General features: G+C 61.5%; 17 protein-coding genes and 1 tRNA gene. 9 read left to right on the top strand and 9 right to left on the bottom strand.

What is annotated here, in order from left to right:
- Positions 1-275: 275 nt before the first annotated feature.
- Both tal and OKC29_RS16540 read left to right on the top strand, forming a co-directional pair.
- The gene (gene tal, locus OKC29_RS16545; RefSeq protein WP_016351598.1) at positions 276-1,226 is read left to right on the top strand and encodes a transaldolase; all 951 of its coding nucleotides are present in this window, start codon (positions 276-278) and stop codon (positions 1,224-1,226) included.
- 160 nt (positions 1,227-1,386) lie between these two features.
- Positions 1,387-1,569, top strand: a complete 183-nt coding sequence (locus OKC29_RS16540) for a DUF3545 family protein (RefSeq protein ID WP_016351599.1) — start codon at positions 1,387-1,389, stop codon at positions 1,567-1,569.
- A gap of 51 nt (positions 1,570-1,620) precedes the next feature.
- Here the strand turns inward: OKC29_RS16540 and OKC29_RS16535 are convergent, their stop codons facing one another.
- Together OKC29_RS16535 and ung are read right to left on the bottom strand one after the other, a co-directional pair.
- Positions 1,621-2,169 (bottom strand): hemerythrin domain-containing protein, encoded by a 549-nt coding sequence (locus OKC29_RS16535; protein WP_270669412.1) that lies wholly within the window; start codon positions 2,167-2,169, stop codon positions 1,621-1,623.
- Positions 2,170-2,327: 158 nt separating this feature from the next.
- The gene (gene ung, locus OKC29_RS16530) at positions 2,328-2,996 is read right to left on the bottom strand and encodes a uracil-DNA glycosylase (RefSeq protein ID WP_011706928.1); all 669 of its coding nucleotides are present in this window, start codon (positions 2,994-2,996) and stop codon (positions 2,328-2,330) included.
- 845 nt (positions 2,997-3,841) lie between these two features.
- Here ung and grcA point away from each other — a divergent pair.
- Positions 3,842-4,222: an autonomous glycyl radical cofactor GrcA gene (grcA, locus tag OKC29_RS16525; RefSeq protein WP_011706929.1), complete on the top strand. Its 381-nt coding sequence runs from the start codon at positions 3,842-3,844 to the stop codon at positions 4,220-4,222.
- Between the two features lie 130 nt (positions 4,223-4,352).
- On the opposite strand, the gene OKC29_RS16520 is transcribed toward grcA, so the two are convergent.
- The 7 genes from OKC29_RS16520 to hemA form a co-directional block, all read right to left on the bottom strand.
- On the bottom strand, positions 4,353-5,633 hold the full coding sequence (locus OKC29_RS16520; protein WP_029304184.1) for a dicarboxylate/amino acid:cation symporter: 1,281 nt from the start codon (positions 5,631-5,633) through the stop codon (positions 4,353-4,355).
- 306 nt (positions 5,634-5,939) lie between these two features.
- Positions 5,940-6,794, bottom strand: coding sequence for a 3-deoxy-8-phosphooctulonate synthase (kdsA, locus tag OKC29_RS16515; protein WP_011706931.1), 855 nt, complete (start codon positions 6,792-6,794; stop codon positions 5,940-5,942).
- Positions 6,795-6,969: 175 nt separating this feature from the next.
- Entirely contained in the window at positions 6,970-7,770 is an 801-nt protein-coding gene (locus OKC29_RS16510) for a SirB1 family protein (RefSeq protein WP_010633228.1), read from the bottom strand.
- Between the two features lie 11 nt (positions 7,771-7,781).
- Positions 7,782-8,165, bottom strand: a complete 384-nt coding sequence (locus tag OKC29_RS16505) for a SirB2 family protein (RefSeq protein WP_017409175.1) — start codon at positions 8,163-8,165, stop codon at positions 7,782-7,784.
- Between the two features lie 43 nt (positions 8,166-8,208).
- A complete protein-coding gene (gene prmC, locus OKC29_RS16500) occupies positions 8,209-9,057 on the bottom strand; it encodes a peptide chain release factor N(5)-glutamine methyltransferase (RefSeq protein ID WP_073351215.1) in 849 nt (282 codons plus the stop codon).
- A complete protein-coding gene (prfA, locus tag OKC29_RS16495) occupies positions 9,057-10,145 on the bottom strand; it encodes a peptide chain release factor 1 (RefSeq protein WP_011706935.1) in 1,089 nt (362 codons plus the stop codon). The genes prmC and prfA overlap by 1 nt, the downstream gene beginning before the upstream one ends.
- A gap of 51 nt (positions 10,146-10,196) precedes the next feature.
- Positions 10,197-11,456 carry a glutamyl-tRNA reductase gene (gene hemA / locus OKC29_RS16490; protein ID WP_073351216.1) on the bottom strand — a complete coding sequence of 420 codons (1,260 nt, stop codon included), beginning with the start codon at positions 11,454-11,456 and terminating at the stop codon, positions 10,197-10,199.
- Between the two features lie 121 nt (positions 11,457-11,577).
- Here hemA and lolB point away from each other — a divergent pair, with 121 nt between their 5' ends.
- The 6 genes from lolB (at position 11,578) to pth (ending at position 17,257) form a co-directional block, all read left to right on the top strand.
- Positions 11,578-12,162: a lipoprotein insertase outer membrane protein LolB gene (gene lolB / locus OKC29_RS16485; RefSeq protein ID WP_073351217.1), complete on the top strand. Its 585-nt coding sequence runs from the start codon at positions 11,578-11,580 to the stop codon at positions 12,160-12,162.
- Between the two features lie 26 nt (positions 12,163-12,188).
- Positions 12,189-13,058: a 4-(cytidine 5'-diphospho)-2-C-methyl-D-erythritol kinase gene (gene ispE / locus OKC29_RS16480; RefSeq protein WP_073352544.1), complete on the top strand. Its 870-nt coding sequence runs from the start codon at positions 12,189-12,191 to the stop codon at positions 13,056-13,058.
- Positions 13,038-13,112, top strand: a tRNA-Gln gene (locus OKC29_RS16475). Before ispE ends, OKC29_RS16475 begins: the two co-directional genes overlap by 21 nt.
- Before the next feature lie 309 nt (positions 13,113-13,421).
- Positions 13,422-14,369 carry a ribose-phosphate pyrophosphokinase gene (locus OKC29_RS16470; RefSeq protein ID WP_005298464.1) on the top strand — a complete coding sequence of 316 codons (948 nt, stop codon included), beginning with the start codon at positions 13,422-13,424 and terminating at the stop codon, positions 14,367-14,369.
- A 102-nt stretch (positions 14,370-14,471) separates the two neighbouring features.
- Positions 14,472-16,463: a bifunctional metallophosphatase/5'-nucleotidase gene (locus tag OKC29_RS16465; protein WP_073351219.1), complete on the top strand. Its 1,992-nt coding sequence runs from the start codon at positions 14,472-14,474 to the stop codon at positions 16,461-16,463.
- Between the two features lie 197 nt (positions 16,464-16,660).
- Entirely contained in the window at positions 16,661-17,257 is a 597-nt protein-coding gene (gene pth, locus OKC29_RS16460; RefSeq protein ID WP_005298460.1) for an aminoacyl-tRNA hydrolase, read from the top strand.
- The last annotated feature ends 48 nt before the right edge of the window (positions 17,258-17,305 follow it).

Here is a 17,305-nt window from a genome sequence, read left to right as displayed (position 1 = left end):
AGGATAAAAATCGTTTTTTATCAAATACTTTTAGCCACTCTTTCCCACTGCGGCCAGGGAGTGGCTGATAAGCATACAGCCCCCCCTATTGCAGGATGAGCCACATCCGTATTAATTAGGCAGGCAATGACGATGGGACACACCCATCGCGCTTTTCTGAGCCTGAGTCGCCGGGATTTTGTAATTTTATTTCAGAACTGTCGTCTCACGCCCGCCACCCCCGAGCCAGCACCCTCCGCAGGAGAGTGCGCCCTCATAAAGAGATGATATTTGCCATGGCCGATAAATTAACCCAGCTGAAAGCCCTGACCACAGTTGTCGCCGACACCGGTGATATCGAAGCCATCAAGCGCTACCAGCCCATCGATGCCACCACCAACCCCTCTCTGGTGTTGAAGGCATCCGAGATCCCCGAATACGCGGCGCTGATCGAAGACGCCATCAACTGGGCCAAAGCCCAGAGCCAGGACAAGGCACAGCAAATCATCGACGCGGGCGACAAGCTGGCGGTCAACATCGGCCTGGAAGTGCTGAAAATCGTCCCAGGCCGCATCTCCACCGAAGTGGATGCCCGTCTCTCCTTCGATACCCAGGCCAGCATCGCCAAGGCCCGCAAACTGATCCGTCTCTACAACGAAGCCGGTATCAGCAACGATCGCATCCTGATCAAGCTGGCCTCCACCTGGGAAGGCATCCGTGCCGCCGAGGTGCTGGAGAAAGAGGGCATCCAGTGCAACCTGACCCTGCTGTTCTCCTTCGCCCAGGCCCGTGCCTGTGCCGAAGCCGGCGCCTTCCTGATCTCCCCGTTCGTCGGTCGCATCCTCGACTGGTACAAGGCCAAGCACAACCGTGACTACACCGCCAGCGAAGATCCGGGCGTGGTTTCCGTCACCTCCATCTACGACTACTACAAGCAGCACGACTACCCGACCGTGGTCATGGGCGCCAGCTTCCGCAACACCGGCGAGATCCTGGAACTGGCCGGCTGCGACCGTCTGACCATTGGCCCGGCCCTGCTCGAAGAGCTGAGCAAGACCGAAGGCGCCGTGGTACGCAAGCTGAACTACACCGGCGAGCGCAAAGCCAAACCGGCTCCGATGACCGAAGCCGAATTCCGCTGGGAACTGAACCAGGACGCCATGGCCCACGAGAAGCTCGGCGAAGGCATCCGCATGTTTGCCATCGACCAGGGCAAGCTGGAAACCATGCTGGCCAGCCGCCTCTGATGAGAGCCGTCATGAGCCGATGAAAACCGGGTTCCTGCAAGGGAACCCGGTTTTTTTATGGGCGCCGGACCCTTGTCATGTGTTCGTCACGAAAACGTTTTATTTTCAATGCCGTTATGTTATACGGATGGTGAAAACGAGAATAACCAAGGAGGGAGCCATGGAAATGTTCAACTTCGAATATGACGATGTAGTTGAGCTCGGTTCACGTAGCCGCGGGACAACGGGAAAGAAACGTAAATGGCGTGAGATTGAGGCGTTGAAAGACAAGCACCGCCTGCAGAAGGAGCTGCAATCCATCGACATCGCCTACGAAGGTCTCTCAGACGAGATCGAACTGTAAAAACAAGGCCCCGGTTAACCGGGGCCTTGTTTTTTAAGAGAGTGTCACCCCTCAGGAAGAGAGCGGCAGCGACAGGCGCTTGGCCAGTGCCTGAAAGTGCTGGCTGATCTCGGGCCCGAACAGCGGATCCCCGATGGCGCGGTTCTGCCAGATCTGTTCGAGGTGACGCCAATCATCCTCGGTCAGCGAATCGCGCAGATGGGGGAAGATGACCCACTCCTCGTAGTTCATGTGCGCCTCCTGCAGCGCCACGAACTGCTCCAGCTTGGCGGTAAACTGATCGAGCGGGATCACCGCATCCATCAGGATCATCTCCACCATCTCCTTGAGTTCGGCGCCGGCTTCCAGCAACTTGGCATGCTCAGCCTGCAGCCGGTTGGCGACGTCCCCCTCCACGACCCGGTACTTGAGGTAGTAGTCATAAATGATGTCTTCCTTCGGATGGTGATACTTGTCCGACACCTCCCTCAGGTAGTCCACCACATCGCGGATCAGGAAATAGCTGACCCGCTGTTCGTCGCGAATGGCGGCGAGCTTGTGTTTGAGCAGATCCAGCAACCTGGCGATGTTGAGATGGTCCTTGTGCAGACTGGCTAGCATGGGCACTCCTTGCGCTGAAATGAGACGATCCTGTTTCGAGTATACGGTCATTTATCGCGCCAACTTTGCACTCAATCAAGTCATCTGCAGACAAAACAGCGGGTAACGCACAATGCCGCCCCCCTGTTCATGCCCCCGCTCGCCAGCCGTCGGGCCCCTCACTCGCAGACCGAGTGCCAGTTGATGGGGCTCATCCCCTGTTGACTCAGCAGCCGGTTGGTTTCGGAGAAGTGGCCGCAGCCGATGAAGCCGCGATGAGCAGAGAGCGGGCTGGGATGCGGCGCGCTTAGCACATGATGACGCTGCCTGTCGATGAAGCGACCCTTCTTCTGGGCATGGGCGCCCCACAGCAGGAAAACCACCCCCTGGCAGCTGGCATTGATCTGCTCGATGACCCGGTCGGTGAAGGTCTCCCAGCCCAGATGGGCATGGGAGTGGGCCTGACCCGCCTGGACCGTCAGCACGGTATTGAGCAGCAGCACCCCCTGCTTGGCCCAAGACTCCAGAAAGCCGTGACTGGGTGTGACAAAACCCGGCAGATCCCGCTGCATCTCTTTGTAGATGTTGACCAGCGAGGGGGGCGTGCGCACCCCCGGCAGCACAGAGAAGCAGAGGCCGTGCGCCTGATTGGGGCCGTGATACGGATCCTGACCCAGGATCACCACCTTGACCTGATCCAGCTCGGTCAGCTTGAAGGCATTGAACACGTCGGTCGCCGGCGGATAGATCACCTTGCCCGCCTCCCGCTCACTCCTGACGGTCGCCAGGGTCGCCTTGAAATAGTCCTGCTCCTTCTCGGAGCCAATTACATCAGTCCAGGTCTGCACCCCAATCTCCTCATTGAATCTGTCCGGATGGACGCCCTGTTACCCCGTGCAGGGTCACACCGCCTGATGCGGGTCGGCGCGCCACCATCCTCGATGAATACGGCGGGTTTTGCGGCATGCGGCTTGGCCCATGCCGGGCCATGCGAGCAAGCACGCCGCCATCCTCGCTGAATGCGGCAGGACATGGTGCTGGGCCAGTGCTGGCATCACCATGCCCTCATTAATGCGGCAAGGGGCTCAGGATAGGGGGCCAGCCCCCAGGACGCAACCTTGGCACCCTCTTCCGAGTCCCCTCGCCCCCGAATGGCAACTGCATGGCAACGGTATGGCAAGCTCCCGCGCACCCAGCTCTCCCTGCCACTGTGGGCAACGGGGTCATGGTGACCGTGGCAATCGGCGGCTCGGCTGAGGCAGCCTTATGCCAAGGCAACCTTATATAGCTGTGTGAGCAGCAGAGAGAGGGCAAACCTGGCCCCGCCACCTTAACCGCAGGCTTGGCCCCGATGCCCCCACAGGGGAGATGAGGTCGGCTCATGCATGACACAAACTTCAAAACATGTAGTTAAATTACTAGATTTAATTAATAGAAGATGCATAATTCGGATATCTTACATAATCAGAAAAATGACCTCTTTTTGATTAATCTCAATAATTTAATCCCTTCCAGCTCGCGCAAATCGCGCGTTTTTTGATTTAGATCAATTTTCGTAATATTACCATCGTGGTATATATGACCCAACAAAGTAAAGGTGTAAGGCAAGGGCCCTTTAAATCATCCCGGTGGTTTAAATACATCAGGGTAATTTCCTTACAGTTGAATCCGCTTTCCTATGAGGAGTCATACCATGATCAAGGGCATCCAAATCACCCAGTCTGCCAACGCCGCTCTGCTGAACTCGTTCTGGCTGCTGGACGAAGAGAAGCAACAGGCTCGTTGCATCTGCGCCAAAGGCGACACCTTCGCCGCCGATCAGGAAGTCAGCGTCTCTGACCTGGGCCAGTTCGAATACCGTGAACTGCCGGTACAAGCCGAGCCGGCCGTCGAAGGTGGTCAGCACCTGAACGTCAACGTCCTGCGTCGCGAGACCCTGGAAGACGCCATCGCCAACCCGGAAAAGTACCCGCAGCTGACCATCCGTGTCTCCGGCTACGCCGTGCGCTTCAATGCACTGACCCCGGAACAGCAGCGTGACGTGGTGACCCGCACCTTCACCCAGAGCCTGTAAGTCGCTCTGCAGCAACCGGTATCATGAAAAACGGCCCAAACGGGCCGTTTTTTTATGGCTTGAATTCACCCACCCGCGCTCGCCGCCCTTGAACGACAGACTGGCAGCGCACGGTGCGGGCATCGGCGGCTCAATGCTGATCCAGCTTGACGGCTTGCGGCGGGTTGCTCAGCGCCTCGTGCATCTGCTGCTCATCGAGCTGATCGCAGTAACGGGCCACCACCAGGGTTGCCACCCCGTTGCCGATGAGGTTGGTCAGGGCGCGGGCCTCCGACATGAAGCGATCGATGCCGAGGATCAGCGCCAGCCCGGCCAGCGGCAGGTGTCCCACCGCCGAGATGGTGGCCGCCAGCACGATGAAGCCACTGCCGGTCACCCCGGCGGCCCCCTTCGAAGAGATGAGCAGCACCACCAGCAGGGTGATCTGCTGGAACAGGTCGAGCGGGGTGTTGGTGGCCTGGGCGATGAAGATGGCCGCCATGGTCAGATAGATGGAGGTGCCGTCCAGGTTGAAGGAGTAACCGGTCGGGATCACCAGCCCCACCACCGACTTCTTGCAGCCGAGCGCCTCCATCTTCACCAGCATGCGCGGCAATACGGATTCAGAAGAGGAAGTTCCCAGCACGATCAGCAACTCTTCCCGGATATAGGAAATAAAGCGCAGGATACTGAAGCCATTCGCTCTGGCAATACTGCCCAGCACCAGGAAAATAAACAGCAGGCAGGTCATGTAGAAGCAGGCGATTAATTGTCCGAGCTGAACCAGCGAGCCGATACCATATTTTCCGATGGTAAAGGCCATCGCGCCAAATGCCCCAACCGGTGCCAGCCGCATGATCATGTTGATGATCCCGAAAATAACCTGGGAGAAGCTGTCGATGACATTGAATATCACTTTTCCCTTCTCGCCGATATGGTGCAGGGAGAAGCCAAAAAGCACCGCAAATAACAGCACCTGCAGAATATTGCCGCTGGCAAAGGCGCCGATCACGCTGCCCGGGATCACGTCCAGCAGGAAGGGGATGATGCCCTGAGCCTTGGCCTGCTCGGCGTAGGCGGAGATGGCGCTGGCGTCCAGCGTGGCGGGGTCGACGTTCATGCCCGCCCCCGGTTGCAGCAGGTTGACCACGCACAGCCCGATGATGAGGGCGATGGTGCTGACCACTTCAAAATAGAGCAGCGCGATGGCGCCGGTTTTACCCACCGCTTTCATGCTCTCCATGCCGGCAATACCGGTCACCACCGTGCAGAATATAACCGGGGCGATGATCATTTTGATTAATTTAACGAAACCATCCCCCAGCGGTTTCATGTCCGCTCCGAGGTCGGGATATATATGTCCCAGAATGACCCCGAGGGTGATCGCTAACAACACCTGAAAATACAGGCTGCTGACTATTCTTTTCTGCATTCTTAACGTCCTGTCAATTTAATGAGATGTGTCATGGCAGAAATACGCATGCAGCAATCCGTGACGAAATAGTGTTATTTCGCCCGGTTCGTGCCGTTCCCTCATCACAACAGGGGTTACTTTCCCATGTTAAAAAAAGCAATTAATAGACATCAATCACACAACAGATTTAACAACATTAACACCACGGAAACCTGGCTGTATTTATTCTGCGATTGATTTATGCTGGCCAAAGAAATAAAAACAGGCCGCAAATAAAAATGCCCCGCAGTGCGGGGCATTTTTATTGGGCAAGCAAAGCCGGACTTAGATGGAAGTATCGAGCGGCTCGAAGCCCTTGATGAGATCGTCGATGGCCTTCATCTGCTTGAGGAAGCCTTCCAGCTTCTCCAGCGGCAGCGCGCTCGGGCCGTCGCAACGGGCAATCTTGGGGTCCGGGTGGGATTCAATGAACAGACCGGCCAGACCGACCGCCATGCCGGCACGGGCCAGCTCGGTCACCTGCTCACGGCGACCGCCGGAGGCCGCGCCCATGGGATCGCGGCACTGCAGGGAGTGGGTCACGTCGAAGATGACCGGGTAGCCGCCGGTGCTCTTCTTCATCACGCCCAGCCCCAGCATGTCCACCACCAGGTTGTCATACCCGAAGTTGGCACCGCGTTCGCACAGGATCAGACGGTCGTTGCCGCACTCCTCGAACTTGTCGGTGATGTTCTTCATCTGGCTTGGGCTCAGGAACTGCGGCTTCTTGATGTTGATGACGTTGCCGGTGCGGGCCATGGCCTCCACCAGATCGGTCTGGCGCGCCAGGAAGGCGGGCAGCTGGATGACGTCGACCACCTCGGCCACGGGCTTGGCCTGATGGGGCTCGTGCAGATCGGAGATGACCGGCATGCCGAAGGTCGCTTTCAGCTCCTGGAAGATCTTCATCCCCTCTTCCAGACCCGGACCGCGGTAGGAGTGGATGGAGGAGCGGTTGGCCTTGTCCCAGCTCGCCTTGAACACGAACGGGATACCCAGCTTGGAGGTCACTTCCACGTACTTCTCGCACACCGCCATCGCCATGTCGCGGGATTCCAGCACGTTCATGCCGCCGAACAACACGAACGGTTTGTCGTTGGCGACGTCGATGCCATTGACCTTGATATTCTTCTGTTCCATCTCAGGCTTCCTTAGGTAAAAGGGCTTGCAGGGCTTGAATCCACATCCGGCCGCGCTGCCCAGGGCAGCGCGGCCTCGATACTCGTTAGTTGCATCTCCCAGGCCTTGCATGCAACGGCATGGGACTTTAAATTCGGCCAGGGCCTCGCCATGCAGCGGGGCCGTTACCCGCCCCTCAGTGGAGGGGCTTGGGGCTCAGATCCAGCGCAGCCAGCTGGGCCTTGAGCACGTCGGCCACCGGATCGTCCGGGCACTGTTCAATAAAGTATTCAAAATCGTCGGCGGCAAAGCGCGGGCAATCGAGCTGCTCGTAGATGAAGCCGCGATCCCGCGTCTCCAGCGGGTCGCCGGGCTTCATCCGCAGCAGCAGTTCGCTGCAGCGCAGCGCCTCGGTCATCCGGTCTTCCCGCAGCAGGGCGCCCTTGCTGACGTTGAGCAGCCGCTCGATGATCTCCCACTGGCCGGCAGGCTGCAGGTGATCCGAGCTGAGGGTGGCCAGATTGCCGAGAGCCCCGCGCAGCAGCAGCTCGATGTGGTGCAGGCTCAGCTCGTCGCCGGTGAAGGGGTCCACATAGACCTCCCCCTCGCTACCGGCAAAGCTCACCAGGAAGTGGCCGGGGAAGCAGATCCCCTCCACGTCCAGCCCGAGCTTGCGCCCCAGCTGAATAATGAGGATGCCAAGGCTGACCGGAATGCCCTGCTTGCGGGCCAGGACCTGGGCCAGATCGCAGTTGGCCACCGAGAAGTAGTCCTGCCAGTCGCCATGAAAGCCTAAGGTCTGGTAGAAGCCCTGCAACAGCTGGCGGCGCACCTGGTCGCAATCCCCTTCCTCGATGGCCTCGTCCAGCCAGGCGTCGAGCCGGGCCAGCTCCGCCGTCCCGCGGCCACTGATGCCATGGATCTCGTCGCTCACTGACAGCGCCAGCTCGGCGATGTCATGGGCTTCGAAATCGGTCCATTCGTCTACGCGTATCATCGTCATCATCCTTAACCGAACAGGCTGGCCTGCTTGTAGACGGCCAGCTTGGCGATGAAGAAGACCCAGCCGAGGGCTCCCAGAAACGCAAACCAGCGGATGCCGTTACTGCGGGCCAGGCGCAGTGCCATCATGGCCAGAAAGGCCACCACCAGGATGGCGGTCAGCTTTTCGCTGAGCCAGGGGGTGGCGTTGTTGAGCGGGTTGAGATCCAGCACCATGCACAGCAGCACACCGGAGAGCACCACCAGGCCGTTGAGCCAGCCGCTCAACCTGAGGGTACGGGCGCTGGCAGCGCGGCTCGAGCCGGTCTGCAGCCAATAGAAGCGCAACATGAACATCAGCACGGCCAAGCCTATCAGCAGCAGGTGCAGATGTTTGATAGCAAAATACATAACGTGTCCTTGAACAAAGGCAGGCCCGGCCCGCCCGTCATCATCACCGAGCCAGCCGCCCCAGGGTCACCCGCTCGTTATCGCCGTAATCGCGCACGGTTTCCACCTGAAGGTAGCCCTGTTGCAACAGGAGTTGACGCACCGCCTCCCCCTGTTGCCAGCCATGCTCCAGCAACAGCCAGCCGCCCGGCAGCAGATGGGCTGGCGCGCCCGCCACGATCAGCCGGATATCCGCCAGCCCCTGCTCGTCCGCCACCAGGGCGGAGCGGGGTTCGAAGCGCACGTCCCCCTCATCGAGGTGCGGATCCGCCCCGTCGATGTAGGGCGGGTTGGAGACGATCATCGCAAAGCGCGGCGCCTTGCTTGACGAGGGCGCGACCAGCGGCTCAAACCAGCTGCCGTCGCGCACCTCGATGGGCAGACCAAGGGCGGCACTGTTGGCACGGGCCAGGGCTGCCGCTGCCGGCATCCTGTCCACCGCCCATACATCGGCATCCGGTCGCTCCGACTTGAGCGCCAGTGCAATGGCGCCGGTGCCGGTGCCCAGATCCAGCACGGCGCAGGGGCCTGCGGGCAGCCGCGCCAGCGCCTGCTCGACCAGCACCTCGGTATCGGGGCGCGGGATCAGGGTGGCCGGGCTCACCTTGAGCGGCAGCGACCAGAACTCCCGCTCGCCGATCAGGTGGGCGATGGGTTCGCCATTGAGACGGCGTTCGAGCCAGCCCTGCAGGGTCGCCTGCTGGGCGGCATCGAGCTCGCGCTCCGGCCAGGTCATCAGGTAGCTGCGCCGGCACTCCAGCAGATGGCAGAGCAGCGCATCCGCATCGGCGCGGGGGGATTCCCCACCTGCCAGGGTCGCCATGATGTGGGCGCGAGCCTGCTGGATCTGCATCAGTTGCTCTCGGCCAGGGAGGCGAGCTGATCGGCCTGGTACTCCTGGATCATCGGGCTGATGACGCAGTCCAGATCCCCTTCCATGATCTCGCCGAGGCGATAGAGGGTGAGGTTGATGCGGTGCTCGGAGAGGCGCCCCTGCGGGTAGTTGTAGGTGCGGATGCGCTCGGAGCGATCTCCCGACCCCACCAGGTTGCGGCGGGTGCTCTGCTCGGCGGCGCGGTGGCGCTCATCCTCGGCCGCCTGCAGACGGGCTGAGAGCACCGACATCGCCTTGGCGCGGTTCTTGTGCTGGGAGCGTTCATCCTGGCACTCCACCACCAGCCCGGTGGGCAGGTGGGTAATGCGGATGGCGGAGTCGGTCTTGTTGACGTGCTGACCGCCGGCCCCGGAGGCGCGGAAGGTGTCGATCTTCAGCTCCGAGGGGTTGATCTCGATCTGCTCGGCTTCCGGCACTTCCGGCAGCACGGCGACGGTACAGGCGGAGGTGTGCACCCGGCCCTGGGATTCGGTTTCCGGCACCCGCTGCACCCGGTGACCACCGGATTCAAACTTGAGGCGGCCGTAGACGTGCTCACCCTCCACCTTGGCGATCACCTCCTTGTAGCCACCATGCTCGCCGTCGTTGCAGCTGACGATGGAAACCCGCCAGCCCTGGCGCTCGGCGTAGCGCGAATACATGCGAAACAGATCGCCCGCAAAGATCGCCGCCTCGTCACCGCCGGCACCGGCGCGGATCTCCAGGTAGCAGTTGTTGTCATCCTTGGGGTCGCGCGGCAGCAGCATCACCTGCAGCGCCTGCTCCTGCTCCTCGAAGGTCGCCTTGGCCAGCGGCAGCTCCTCCTGCGCCATCTCGCGCAGGTCGGCATCATCCTCTTCCAGCATCTGGCGGGTGGCGTCCAGGTTCTCTTCGGCCTGGCGGAATTGCTGGAAAGCGTGAACGATATCTTCCAGCTGGGCATATTCCCGGGTCAGGGCGCGATAGCGATCCTGATCCGCGGCCACGTCCGGCTCGCCGAGCATGGCCTGTACTTCTTCGTGGCGCTCGATGAGGCCTTCCAGCTTTCTGATCAGTGACGGATTCATAAATCTTGTGTTCTCGATGGAGGACGGGACGACCGGCTGGTCGCCCCAAAACTATGACTCTTGTGACAACCCCAGCACCTGGCGCAACTGGGCCAGCTGGTGGTGATCCCCCTGGGCCGCGGCATGGCGCAGGGCCTGGGTCGGTGCGTGGATCAACTTGTTGGTGAGGCGGTGGGCCAGCGCCTTGAGCGCCTGCTCGGCATTCTCGCCCTGCTGCAGGGCCAGCAGGGCGCGCTGCAGCTCTTCGTCGGCCACCTGTTGGGACTGGTGGCGGTAATCGCGGATGAGATCCACCGAGTGCTGGCTGCGATACCAGCCCATGAAGTCGTCGCGCTCTTCCTGCACGATGAGCTCGGCCTCGGCGGCGGCCCGTTTGCGGGTCTCGAGATTCTGCTCGATGATGCCCTGCAGGTCATCCACCGTGTAGAGATAGGCGTCCGAGAGCTCGTCCACCTCCGCCTCGATGTCGCGGGGCACCGCGATGTCCACCAGGAACATGGGCTTGAAGCGGCGGGCCTTGAGCGCGCGCTCCACCATGCCCTTGCCGATGATGGGCAGCGGGCTAGCAGTGGAGCTGATGACGATGTCCGCCTCGTGCAGGTAGTCCGGGATCTCTTCGAGCGTCATCACCTGGGCGCCGAACTCCTCGGCCAGCAGCTGGGCCCGCTGCAGGGTGCGGTTCGCCACCATCATCTGGGTGACGTTCTGCTCGCGCAGGTGGCGGGCCACCAGTTCGATGGTCTCGCCGGCGCCGACCAGCAGCACCTTGGTCTGGGAGAGATCGGAGAAGATCCGCCGTCCCAGGCTCACCGCGGCAAAGGCCACCGACACGGCGCTGGCGCCAATCTCGGTATCGGTACGCACCCGCTTGGCCACCGAGAAGGATTTCTGGAACAGCCGCTCCAGCGATCCCTTCACCGCCTCGGATTGCTGGGCATGGGCGTAGGATTGCTTGATCTGCCCAAGGATCTGCGGCTCCCCCAGCACCAGGGAGTCGAGCCCGCAGGCCACCCGCATCAGGTGACGGACCGCCTCCTCGTCCTGATGCTGGTAGATGGCGGAGACCACCTCGGCCGCATTCAGACCGTGGAAACGCTGCAGCCACTGCAACACCTGCTCGCCCTGCCCCTGCGCCAGGCTGCAGTAAAGCTCGGTGCGATTGCAGGTCGAGACGATCACCGCCTCGCTTACACCGGGTTGGGCGACCAGCTCACGCAAGGCGCGATCGATGCAGTCCGGGCCGAAGGCGACCCGCTCCCGCAAGGCGACACTGGCGGTGTTGTGGTTGATTCCGAGGGCAAGCAAACTCATGAGTGGGCGTGGATCGTATCTGTGCGCTGGGAGTAAAGGCTGCCAATTGTACGAGAAAGGGTAAGTCTTTAAAAGCGATACGGCCGCCCCGTATACTGTGGCAAATCACCTTTTCCGGAGCATGACCTTGTTGTTGCGTCTTTTCACCCTTGGCTGCCTGCTGTTGCTGGCCGGTTGCGCCACTACCCAACCCCAGCGTGATCAGGTCAACTGGCAGCAGGAACGTACCCGTCTCGAGCAGCTCAGCCACTGGCAGCTGTCGGGCAAGATGGCCATCATCACCGCCCAGCAGAAGGGCAGCGCCCGGGTCAACTGGCAGCAGGATGGCGACGACTACCGTCTCAACCTCACCAGCCTGATCGGCACTCACATCCTCGAGCTCTCCCGCAGCAAGGGCGAGATCACCCTGATCGACAACGAGGGCAACCCGCACCAGAGCCAGGATGCCGAGGCGCTCATCTATCAGCTCACCGGCTGGAACATTCCGGTGGCCGGGCTGCCGGAGTGGATCAAGGGCCTGCCGGGTCAGGCCGAATTCGAGCTCAACCCCGACCGCAGTCTGGCCAGCGTGCGGGATGGTCAGTGGCAGATCGTCTATGGCGACTACCGGGATCAGGACGGTTACCGCCTGCCGCACCTGCTCACCATGACCGGCCAGGGCAGTCGCCTCAAGCTGCAGATCAACCAGTGGACCATAACCCTCTGATGGCGGCCATCGACAAGGACTCCCCCATGAGCGCCATGCGCTGGCCGGCTCCGGCCAAACTGAATCTCTTTTTGCACGTCAACGGCCGTCGCCCGGACGGCTACCACGAGCTGCAGACCCTGTTCATCTTCCTCAACCACGGCGACTGGCTCGAGTTCGATCCGCTCACCGATACCGACTTGCTCACCCTGAGCCCGGCCATTCCCGGCGTGCCCGACGAGCAGAACCTGATCATCCGCGCCGCCCGCCTGCTGCAGGCCAGGCTGCCAAGCCCGCAGGGAGCCCATATCCGGCTGGAGAAGGTACTGCCCATGGGCGGTGGCATAGGCGGCGGTTCGTCGGACGCCGCCACCACCCTGGTCGCCCTCAACCACCTGTGGCGAGCCGGCTTGAGTGAAGACGAGCTGGCCGAGCTCGGCGTGCAGCTGGGCGCCGACGTGCCGGTGTTCGTGCGCGGCAAGGCCGCCTTTGCCGAGGGGGTCGGTGAACGGTTGCAGCCGGTCGAGCTGCCGAGTACCTGGTATCTGGTGCTCAAGCCCGATTGCCATGTGGCGACCGCCGCCGTGTTCCAGGATCCGGACCTGCCCAGAGATACCCCGAAAATGGCATTGCACAATCTGCTGGAAGGGGAGTGGAAAAACGATTGCGAATTGCTGGTGAAAAAGCGCCACCCCGAGGTTGCCAATGCGCTCGGCTGGTTGCTAGAATACGCGCCGTCAAGAATGACGGGCACAGGAGCCTGCGTCTTTGCTCAGTTTGAAGACGAAGTGGCTGCTCGGGAAGTGTTGGCAAAAGTGCCGAAAGGATGGGATGGGTTTGTCGCCAAGGGCGAGAACATATCACCACTCTTCGCTGCATTGCAACAAGTCAGTGATTGGGGTATCGCCAAGCGGTAAGGCAGCGGGTTTTGATCTCGCCATTCCTAGGTTCGAATCCTAGTACCCCAGCCATCTCCTGAACATCGAACAGGGTATATCGATTCACCTGCCGCAGCAGTCTTGCCGGGAGTGCACACTCCCCCTCGCCGGTTGCAGCATCCATCGTTACCCTCTCGTTGTCGGGAGGTCACTGGTCATCATGGATGACGGGGCGTCGACCAGCACGACGCTCAACCGACTTGCCGCATGCAACGTGGGCACCTGGCCTGAAAGCAGCCTATAGTGGTCTGACCCGTCAACTTGATAAATCGTTTGCCCCAAAACGATAAGGGTCTGAATAAGACTCCCCACATACTGGATGCAACCCCGAGGTTTCAAACCGTGCCTGACATGAAGCTGTTTGCTGGTAACGCAACGCCGGAACTAGCCCAGAAGATCGCAGATCGCCTGTTTATCAAACTCGGCAATGCTGCCGTAGGTCGCTTTAGCGACGGCGAGATCAGCGTACAGATCAACGAGAATGTACGTGGTGGCGATATCTTCATCATTCAATCCACCTGTGCCCCGACCAACGACAATTTGATGGAATTGATCGTGATGGTGGATGCTCTGCGTCGTGCTTCAGCTGGCCGTATTACTGCCGTTATCCCCTACTTTGGTTATGCCCGTCAGGACCGCCGCGTCCGCTCCGCCCGTGTTCCCATCACCGCCAAGGTCGTCGCCGACTTCCTCTCCAGCGTCGGTGTGGATCGCGTGCTGACCGTTGACCTGCATGCCGAACAAATCCAGGGCTTCTTCGACGTCCCGGTCGACAACGTGTTCGGCAGCCCGGTGCTGCTGGAAGACATGAAGTCCAAGAACCTCGAATCCCCCGTGGTCGTGTCGCCGGACATCGGCGGCGTGGTACGTGCCCGTGCCATCGCCAAGCTGCTGGACGATACCGACATCGCCATCATCGACAAGCGTCGTCCCCGCCCGAACGTCTCCCAGGTCATGCACCTGATCGGTGACGTGGCCGGCCGCGACTGCATCATCGTCGACGACATGATCGACACCGGCGGCACCCTGTGCAAAGCTGCAGAAGCCCTCAAGGAGCGCGGCGCCAAGCGTGTATTCGCCTACGCCACTCACCCGGTCTTCTCCGGTTCCGCCGTGGAGAACATCAAGAACTCCGTGATCGACGAACTGATCATCACCGACTCCATCCCGCTCACCGCGGAGATGAAGGCGGTCGACAAGGTCAAGCAGCTGACGCTCTCTTCCGTGCTGGCCGAAGCCATTCGCCGCATCAGCAACGAAGAGTCCATCTCTGCCATGTTTGAGCATTGATAGACCCTGTTGTGACAAAAACCGCCAGCTGGCGGTTTTTGTCTTTTTAGTCCCAGTTACACCCGGTACTGCCCTGCCCCGTCGCAGGTTAAGGATTGTTCCATGAATCGCTTGCGCCCGCTGCTACTCCTTGCCTTCTGCAGCTTCCTGTTCGCCTGTCAGCCCGGCAATGAAGGCCAGCCCTTCGTGCTGACCCTGGCTCACATGAACGACACTCACTCCCAGTTTGACCCGGTCAACGCCGAGCTGAAGGGGCCCATCTTTGGCAAGCAGGGGGAAACCGACACCCTCTACACCCGCTTCGGCGGCTATCCACGCCTGCTCACCATGGCGAAATCCTTCCAGGCCGATGCACTGGCCAAGAACCAGCCAATCCTGCTGCTGCACGGCGGCGATGCCTGGCAGGGCAGCGGCTACTTCAAGCTCAACGAGGGGATGGCCAACGCCGAGCTGCTGAGCCAGTTCGGCCTCGACGCCATGGCTCTCGGCAACCACGAGTTCGATCTCGACAACCAGAAGCTCGCCCGCTTCATTCAGGGGGTCAACTTCCCGGTGCTGGCCGCCAACCTGGATACCCGCGACGATCCGGATCTGCGCCACGCCGCCAATCTCAAGCCGTTCGTCATCTACGCCTTCGACGGCAACCAGAAGAGCCCGGTCAGCGATCTCAACAACCTGCCCCAGGGCAAGCAGCTGGTCGCCGTGATGGGACTAGTGCTGGAGGACATGGCCAACATCTCCCCCAACGTCGGCAAGCTGCGCTTTGGCAACGAAGTCACCTCCGCCCAGGCCACGGTGGACCTGCTGCGCCAACATGGCATCAACCAGATCGTGGCGCTCACCCACATCGGCAACCAGCGGGATCTGGCGCTGGCGGCCAAGGTGAACGGCATCGACGCCATCGTCGGCGGTCACTCCCACAGCCTGCTCGGCGATTTTCGCAACATCGGCTGGGGCAACACCGGCGAGTACGCGGCGCTTGTCACCAACCCGGACGGGGTCGGCATGACCTGCGTGGTGCAGGCCGGCTCCTATGCCCAGGCCATCGGACTGGCCCAGGTGAGCTTCGATGCCCAGGGCCGGGTCATCGCCTGCAAGGGCCAGAACCAGCTGCTGGCCAGCCGCGACTTCTTCGCCGATCCCGCTCGCAAGCAGGCACTGGACGAGGCCCGCAGCAAGCAGGCAGCCAAGTTCATCGACGCCCAGCCCAACCTGGTGACCGTGGATGAGGATCCCCGCCTGCGCGGCATCATCGACAGCCACTACAAGCCCGCCCTCGAGCAGGCCTTCGGCCCCGTCATCGCCACCCTGCCGGCCGCCCTGCAAAATGCCCGTCGCCCCGGCGACAACGGCAGCGACAGCCACGGCTCCGACGTTGCCCCGCTGGTGGCCGAGGGTCAGTACTACTGGGCCAATACCCCGGCGGTGCAGGCGCTGACCGGCGGCCCGGTCCACTTCGCCCTGCTGGCGGTGGGCGGTGTGCGCGCCGATCTGCCGGCCGGCGAGCTGCGTGAAGGGGATGCGGCGCTCACCCTGCTGCCATTCAAGAACCAGCTCTCGGTGCTCACCCTGACCGGCGCCGAGGTGCGCGCCCTCTTGACCGAGACCATCACCGCCACCCTGCCCGCCAGCGCCCACGCCGGCAAGTTCCCCTACGGCGGTCACCTGCGCTACACCTTCACTGAGACCACACCGGGCAAGCGCGGCGCTCTGACCCAGCTGCAGTGGCAGGACGCTGACGGCCAGTGGCAGGATCTGGTGGATGCGACGCGCTACCGGGTGGTGATGAACGCCTACAGCGCCAACGGCAACGACGGCTGGCAGGCGCTGGCCCGCGCCCAGGCACAGCACGCCGAGCGCCAGGATCTCGCCTGGCAGGATGGCAAATTGACGGCGTTCCCGGTCGAGCGGGTGGAGCAGAGCGGCGATCAGCTGAGCGCCCGCTACACCGCCGGCCATCAGCTTGACTGCAAGGCAAGCGGCCTGGATTGCGGCACCGACGCTGCCTCCTTCGTGCAGTATGTGCGCGAGCAGCGCCCGACCCTGACGGCGCTGGCGGAAGAGACGGTCACCCTGGTGCGGGCCGCCCAATAAGTCGACTCTGCCACCGGCAAGCCACACCACGGGCCCCACGCAGGGGCCCGTTTTGCTGCCATTGGCCACCGGTTCTCCCGCTTTTCCCCGGTGCTGGCCGAGCTTTGGTTGAGTGATCGCCAGTCGGCGGCTAGAATATTGCGTCCCATTGCCCTGGGCAGTCGGCCCATTGCAAGCAGCGAGTGAAGAAATCAAGCGTGACAAGCCAAATCAAACTGATCGTGGGTCTGGGCAATCCCGGCCCGGAATATGCCAAGACCCGCCACAACGCCGGGGCCTGGTATGTGGAGCAACTGGCACGCTGGCACAACGTCAGCCTGCGCGAAGAGCCCAAGTTCTTCGGCCACACCGCCCGCATCCAGGTGGATGGCCAGGATGTGCGCCTGCTCATCCCGAACACCTACATGAACCTCTCCGGCAAGGCGGTGGCCGCGCTGGCCCGCTTCTACCAGATCGAGCCGGAAGCCATGCTGGTGGCCCACGATGAGCTGGACCTGCCCCCCGGCATCGCCAAATTCAAGCAGGGCGGCGGCCACGGTGGCCACAACGGCCTCAAGGACATCATTGCCAGGATGGGCAACAACAATAATTTCTTCCGGCTGCGGCTGGGGATAGGTCACCCGGGCGCCAAGGAGCTGGTCGCTGGTTTCGTGCTGACCAAGGCCCCCAGCAGCGAACAGAGCCTGATCGACGCCGCACTGGACGAGTCCCTGCGCGCCACCGACATTCTGTTCAAGCAGGACATGACCAAGGCCATGAATCGGCTGCACAGCTTCAAGGCCGAGAAAGTCTGAATACAGATGCCTGACACGCGTCAGGGTCGAACAATATGACAGGGCTGC

Source organism: Aeromonas sp. QDB34, from assembly GCF_027705405.1.
Taxonomy (GTDB): domain Bacteria; phylum Pseudomonadota; class Gammaproteobacteria; order Enterobacterales; family Aeromonadaceae; genus Aeromonas; species Aeromonas hydrophila.
The sequence above is the reverse complement of the archived record's forward strand: the minus strand, read 5'-3'. Positions and strand labels throughout refer to the sequence as shown.